Source organism: Streptomyces sp. NPDC002144 (assembly GCF_053593695.1).
In genome coordinates this window covers 45,262-51,261 of the sequence record NZ_JBSFDB010000055.1, presented here as the reverse complement: position 1 = coordinate 51,261, position 6,000 = coordinate 45,262, and the positions used below count along the sequence as shown (strand labels likewise).

The window sequence follows — 6,000 nt, the reverse complement described above, 5'->3', positions numbered from 1 at the left end:
GCGTCTCGTTCAACGGAACGAGTGCGATGGGGTGGGGTGAGATTTCGAGGAAAAGGTCCGCGCGGTCTGCTCCGCAGACACGACGCGCCGCCGCTACGCGGCGGATTCCGCGCTTCGCGCGGAATGGGCCGGAACTCCGTTCCGGCCACGGATCGCTCCGCGATCCTCTGCGGGGATCCGGCTCCGCCGGCCCCGGGCGGAACCGGTGCGCTCCGCGCCCCGTTCCCGCTAAAAAGCGGCAGCAACAGGGGTGGTGGCGGGGCGTCAGGTAGTGCAGGGACCCTGGGTGCGGTCCTGGGAGCTCTGGCTGTGCCTACCCGTTTGACGCTCCGTCAACTTGTGACTGCACGAACCTCAGGATCGAACACTTTCCACCACTTTGACGGCTCATGTGCGTCACTCTCCTTAACCAGATAGATTCTGGGATAATTGCTGAGTGGCTCCCCTGCTCATGGCCGGGTACTGAAATTCTCTCATGGCGTGCCGTGAATTGGTGCGGGAAATTGGGTGTGGAATGGTGCGTGTGAGTCTTCGTCCGCATCAGGTTGAGGCGGTGGATTCGGTGCTTCGGGGTCTTTCGGAGCGGCCGGGGATGGGAATTTCTCCTGAGGGTTTGAGGGCTCAGGTCGTCGCTGCTACCGGGTCGGGGAAGACTCTGATTGGTGTGGAGGTGGCGAACCGTCTGTCGGCGCGCCGGGTGCTGGTGTTGGTGCCGACGTTGGATCTGCTGCTGCAGATGGCGGCTGCGTGGCGGCGGGGTGGCCGGCGGGGGGCGATGGTTGGGGTGTGTTCGCTGCGGGGTGCGGACAGTGAGGGTGTGCCGTGTACGACGGATCCGGGTGAGTTGGTGGCGTGGACGGCCGGGCCGGAGATGGTGACGGTGTTCGCGACGTACGCCTCGGTCGGTATGGGTACGGTGCAGCGGGCGCATGCGGGCGGGTTGCCGGTGTGGGACTTGATGGTGGTGGATGAGGCGCACCGCACGAGTGGGGATGCGGGCAGGCCGTGGGCGGCGGTGCACGACCAGGCGCAGGTGCCGGCCGTGCGGCGGTTGTATATGACGGCGACGGCGCGGGTGTGGGAGGCCGAGGGAGAGCGGCCGCGGCTGGTGGCCTCAATGGATGAGGACTCCCCCGTGTTCGGGCCGGTGGCGTACAAGTTGACGTTGTCGGAGGCGATTCGGCTGGGGTTGGTGGCGCCGTATCAGGTGCTGTGCCTCGACATCCGCGACCCTGAGCTCCACGCGGCACTGGCCGCCACGGAGACGATCGCGGCCGGCTCCGACGTAGTGCGTGGGGCCAGGTTGGCGGCCGTGCAGGCCGGGTTGATGCGGGCTGCGGTCGAGGAGCGGGTTCGGCGTGTGCTGTCGTTCCACAGTCGGGTGGTTGAGGCGGAGGCGATGGCGGCCGCGATGCCGGCTGTCGCGGGCCGGCTTGCTGCTGACGCCCCTGACACTTTCCCGCCGGCGGAGCAGGTGTGGGCGGACTGGCTGTACGGCGAGCACCCGCCGGCCCGGCGTCGTCAGGTGTTGGAGGAGTTCGCTTCCGACTTCCTCGGAGGAGCGGGGTTCGAGGGGCGGGATGTGCCCGCCCAGTTGCGGGTTCTTTCTTCGGTCCGGGTGTTGGGTGAGGGCGTGGATACCGCGAATTGTGATGCGGTGCTTTTCGCGGATGCTCGCGGGTCGATGGTGGATATTGTGCAAATGGTTGGGCGTGCTCTGCGTATGGAGCCGGGGGCGGGGAAAATCGCCACGCTGATTGTCCCGGTGTTCCTCGGGCCGGACGAAGATCCTAACGAATTGCTGAGCTCGGACGCCTACAACACCCTCGCGAAGATCCTCGGAGCTCTGCGGGCGCACGATTCCGAGACGATCGAGAGGCTCGCCGATCCGCGGGTGCGCAGTGGTCGGCCCTGGGGCGCCCAGGAGGGTGAACAGGGCGCCGAAAGCGGCGAGTTGGGGGACGGGGCGGAGGAGTTCGAGGACGACGGCTTGGACGCCGGGATGCGGGTGGGTACGGCGGCCGGTGTGCTGCGGTTCAGCGAGGAACGCGACCCGGCCGTCCTCACCCAGTTCGTGCGGCTGCGGGTCATCGACCCGGAAGGCACCTACTGGCGGCGCGGCATCGAAGCCGCCACCCGGTGGCTGCGCGAGACCGGCAACACCGAGCTACGGGTGCCGTACGTGTACATCACCCCCGAGGACTGGGGGTCGGTCGGCTCCTATCCCCTGGGCGTGTTCATCGCTGATCAGCGCCGCTACTACGCCGCCGGCACCCTCGAGGCCGGCCGGGTGGCCGAGCTGGAGGCGCTGGGCATGGTGTGGTCGGTGCAGGCGAGCGCGTGGGAGGCCGGGCTGGCCGTGGCGGAGTCGTACGCGGGCGCACACGGGCATTTCCTACCGCAGGCTTCAGCAGTGTGGGGCGGAGACGGGTTCCCGATCGGGGTATGGGCCAAGAACATGCGTGCGGCGGCCCGCAAGACCCGCGAGAACGCCGCACGACGGGAAGCCGGGGAAACAGGCCTCTCCTACGCTGGAGAGCTGTCACAAGAGCGCATGGAAGCGTTGGACGCCATCGACCCCGGGTGGGCCCCTGAGGGGTGGGACGTGGCCTGGCAGCGCTGCTACCGGCTCACCCTCGCCCACACCTGCGCCGGCGGCACCCTCCCCACCAGGGCGGGTGAGCTCATCGTCCAGGGCGAAGACCTCGGAGCCTGGATCACCACGCAACGGGCCGGATGGGAGCAGCTGACGCCCGCGCAGCGGTTCCTGCTAGAGAGCGTCGGCGTCGAGCCTGCGGATGCGGGCGAGGTCGCGGTGTCTGGTCGGCATAGCCAGGACGAACGGTGGGCGGTCAATCTCGCCGCCGCCCGCCAGTTCCACGCGCGGGAAGGCCACCTACGGGTGCCCCGCAAACACGTCGAAACGATCCGGACAGGCGGAGACGACAACGGCGAGGACGGCCAGGAGACGGTCGTGAAGCTCGGAGCCTGGATCGACAACACCCGCCGCAGAGCCGACAGGCTCAGCCCACAACGCCGCGCCGACCTCGATGAGTTGGGCATGCGCTGGTAGTGCGGGGTACGCGCCCCACCCCGGCAGCAAACCTCGGAGATTCGGACAGCGCATCGGTGGATCGAGGTCCGGGTGGATCTGCCTTTCGTTTCATCCTCCGCATCCGCCACCGCAGCCACCCCCTCCACCGCAGCCACCGCCACCGCCTCCGCCGTCTCCGCCGGAGGACGAGTGGGAGGTCGATACGCTCGGCCCGATCAGTGCCTCGCGCAGTGACGCGTCCTCGAGTCCCCATCCGCCCGTGCGGGCGAAGTGCATGACCGATTCCGGCACCGCGATCGCAGTGGCGCCGTAGACGCGGCGTACGTACTTTCCTGGCTCCTGCCCCATGGACCAGCGGGCCCAACTCAAGGACTCCGAGGCCCGGGTGTTCTCGTCGTGGAACGGCACCACCACGAGGATCAGCACCGGGGTCAGCACGAGGCACAGGACCAGGAAGCCGACTGGCCGCCCCAGCCGGACGCCGTTGACCAAGCGGGCGATGCCGACTCCGAAGACGGCCAAGGGCAGCAAAAGAACAAGCCGCGAGGCCAGGGAGCGGCCACGCGTCAGCCGTACGCCGTCGGCGATGGCGACCAGGCGTGTGCGGCGTACCGGCTGCGCCTTCGACGCCCGTCGGCGCACCTCGGCCATGGTGAGACGCTCGTCCACGCCGAACACGCCGAGCACCGAGGCCTGGACGGGTTCCTCGGGCGCCTGACCGCAGACACTGATCCTGTGGTCAGAGTCGACACGCAGCCGCCCGCTGTCGATCAGGGCGTACACCGCCGTGTCCACCACACCCGCCTCGAACTGACACACCCTGGCGTACGTATAGACGTCCACCGGCCCCACCGGCCGTGATGCGCGCCCTCGGACCAGAAGCCGCACAAGGGCGGCCACCAGTGTCGACACGCCCAGAGCGATGCCGTACACACCCAGAAACTGCGGACCGCTCAACCCCCACGGTTGTTCCAAGCCACCTCCACACGACAGTCGGGACGCAACAAGGCTGACAGGCGACCAAGCGGAACGCTTCAGGGAAACCACGCAATCCCGTACGTAGTGAACCGCTCCGGGACAGTCCGGAGCCTCCACCGGTCCCGGAGTGGTTCACCCAGCCGGACGCCATAACTGATCAGCCCAGCTCAGCCATTCGCGAACCACAAAAGCCGATACCACACCCCCGCAGAGCCGACAGGCTCAGCCCACAACGCCGCGCCGGCCTTGATGAGTTGGGGATGCGCTGGTAGTGCGGGGTACGCATGGTGAGCTTCGTGGAGCGGCTCACGGGGGTTAGCGATGCCCGGCCTCGCGGGGAGACCGGGTATGGCCCGGTGAAACTATGGTTGAAGTTCCCCCGCTGAACTGGACAGCCTGATACTGGGACGGTTGAGTCCCGGAGGAAGCAGTCCAGATAGTGAGCGGCAAGAGCAACATGAGCAAGCGGTACACGGCCGAGTTCAAGCGGGACGCGATCGCGCTCGTCCGGTCCTCGCCGCATCGAAACGTTACCGAGATTGCCCGGGAGCTGGGAGTGAGCCCCGAGGGGCTGCGGGGCTGGGTCAAGCAGGACAGCACCAACCGGGGCGAGGGGCCGGCGGGCGCGCTGACGACGGATGAGCGCGAGGAGTTGCGTCGCGTTCGCCGCGAGCTGGCCGAAGTCAGGAAGGCGAACGAGATCTTGGTAAAAGCCGCGGCCTTCTTCGCGAAGGAGATCGTGAAGTAGGGACTGTGTGTCTCTTCATCGATGCGGAGAAGGCCACCGAGGCGAACCCCGATGGCTACAGCGTCGCGCGGCTGTGCCGCGTCCTGGGCATCAACCGCTCCACCTACTACTCGTGGCTCGCCGCGCGGCCGACCGTCGCCGAACGACAGTGCACCGAGGACGAGTTGGCCGGTCAAATTCGCGAGATCCACGCCGCTTCCCGTGGCGCGTACGGCGTCCCGCGGGTGCACGCCGAGCTGCGGCGCAAGGGCCACGGCATCAACCGGAAGAGGGTCGAGCGGATCATGCGCGAGCGCGACATCCGCGGGATCACCCGCCGCCGACGCCGCCACCTGACGAAGCAGGACGTCAAGGCCGCCCCGGCCCCGGACCTGGTCCGCCGCGAATTCACCGCCAAGAAGCCCGGCACGAAACTGGTCGGCGACATCACTTATCTGCCGACGATCGAGGGCTGGTGGTACCTGGCGACCGTCATCGACCTGGCGACCCGCGAGGTGATCGGATACGCGATGGCCGACCACCACCGCGCCGAACTGGTCACCGACGCCCTGCGCATGGCCGCCGGCCGCGGCGACCTTCAGCCCGGCTGCATCATGCACACCGATCGCGGCAGCGAGTACACAAGCAGCGAATTCCGATGCGAGATAAGGAAGTTGAACCTGCGGCAGAGCATGGGAAGAACCGGCATATGCTATGATAACGCCGCAGCCGAGAGCTTCTTCGGGCTACTCAAAGCGGAGATCGGCACCACCATCTGGGAGAGCCGCGAGGCCGCCCGGGCCGACGTCTTCCGCTTCATCGAAGTCGAGTACAACCGGACCAGGCTCCGCAAGCATCCCGAGTTCGGGTACCTCACCCCACTCGAAACCCGAGCCAGGCTGCAGCACGACTTCACCCCCGCAGCGTAAGCAACCGCTGTCCAAGATCAGGGGGGAACTTCAGGTTCCTTCGCCGGTCGAACCGGGGGGCGTCCGGGCCGCCCAGACCTCGTCGTAACGAGTGTGCGCCCTGGCCGTCATGGCAATGGCCCGTCGCGGTGTCGTAGCCCGGCGAGTGGTTCGACCGTCTGCCGACCGCTGACTGACCGGGTCCTGGTCGACGGCGCGGCATTCGAGCCAGAGGGTGTTGTCCGGGGCGAGGTCGCGCAGGCTGGTGTTGACGAGGCCGAGATCGTCTACCTGGAGATCCGCGCTTGGAGGGAAAACCGGTATCGAGGGTG

4 protein-coding genes are annotated in these 6,000 nt (G+C 67.7%); 3 read left to right on the top strand and 1 reads right to left on the bottom strand.

All coding sequences use genetic code 11. The annotated features are described in order from the left end of the window. The first annotated feature begins 475 nt into the window (after nucleotides 1–475). Entirely contained in the window at nucleotides 476–3,073 is a 2,598-nt protein-coding gene (locus ACWCQ1_RS43925; protein ID WP_451029099.1) for a Helicase associated domain protein, read from the top strand. Nucleotides 3,074–3,163: 90 nt separating this feature from the next. Here the strand turns inward: ACWCQ1_RS43925 and ACWCQ1_RS43920 are convergent, their stop codons facing one another. Further along, entirely contained in the window at nucleotides 3,164–3,988 is an 825-nt protein-coding gene (locus ACWCQ1_RS43920; protein WP_451029098.1) for a TIGR04222 domain-containing membrane protein, read from the bottom strand. Between the two features lie 484 nt (nucleotides 3,989–4,472). On the opposite strand from ACWCQ1_RS43920, the gene ACWCQ1_RS43915 reads away from it, so the two are divergent. Together ACWCQ1_RS43915 and ACWCQ1_RS43910 are read left to right on the top strand one after the other, a co-directional pair. Continuing rightward, nucleotides 4,473–4,781 (top strand): transposase, encoded by a 309-nt coding sequence (locus ACWCQ1_RS43915; RefSeq protein WP_451029097.1) that lies wholly within the window; start codon nucleotides 4,473–4,475, stop codon nucleotides 4,779–4,781. Nucleotides 4,782–4,786: 5 nt separating this feature from the next. After that, nucleotides 4,787–5,689, top strand: coding sequence for an IS3 family transposase (locus tag ACWCQ1_RS43910; RefSeq protein WP_451029096.1), 903 nt, complete (start codon nucleotides 4,787–4,789; stop codon nucleotides 5,687–5,689). The last annotated feature ends 311 nt before the right edge of the window (nucleotides 5,690–6,000 follow it).

Coding starts and splice junctions, on each gene's coding strand:
- ACWCQ1_RS43925 (WP_451029099.1), top strand. CDS start 476: ATGGCGTGCCGTGAATTGGTGCGGGAAATTGGGTGTGGAATGGTGCGT.